General features: G+C 44.9%; 1 protein-coding gene. It reads right to left on the bottom strand.

Annotated features, from left to right (window positions below; all coding sequences use genetic code 11):
- Positions 1–497 (bottom strand): Crp/Fnr family transcriptional regulator (locus tag JHD69_RS20270; protein ID WP_199142133.1); only part of this gene is annotated, 497 nt, incomplete at both ends.

The raw sequence follows: 497 nt of genomic DNA, 5'->3' as shown, positions 1-497 counted from the left end.
TGTTTAAGTAGTCATGCTCGTTCAATAGGTCCACTACTGTTTTTTTTGAGATGAAATAAACCGAAGAATTTTCGGTTGTCTCTGCTCTTTCGGTAACAGGGACATCAAGCAGCAAGGTGTCAAGCCCTATAAATTCGTTGGGCTTATATAGCCCCGTTATCAATTGCCGGCCATCATTGGTTAACTTAAGCGTTTTGATGCAGCCTGAGGCCAAAAGATAAAGCCCTTGCGGATAATCGCCTTCATAGTACAGGGTCTGTTTTTTCTTGAGGTGCCTGATCTTGCTTTGGGCAATTAATTCGAGAAGCTTTTCGAGGCCCCGGCTGTTTCCCGGAAGATGTGCTTTGGCTTCATGATAAGACAATAAGGTCAAATTCTGATTGTTGATTTTGCTGATCCTTGCCTCAATAGACCTCATAAGATGGTTGTCTTGGAACTGTCTCTTATACACATCTGACGCTGCCGACGAACCACGACATGGGTAGGTGTGGGGGGGG

Source organism: Pedobacter sp. ASV12 (assembly GCF_016429155.1).
In the GTDB taxonomy this organism is placed as follows: Bacteria; Bacteroidota; Bacteroidia; order Sphingobacteriales; family Sphingobacteriaceae; genus Pedobacter.
The sequence above is the reverse complement of the archived record's forward strand: the minus strand, read 5'-3'. Positions and strand labels throughout refer to the sequence as shown.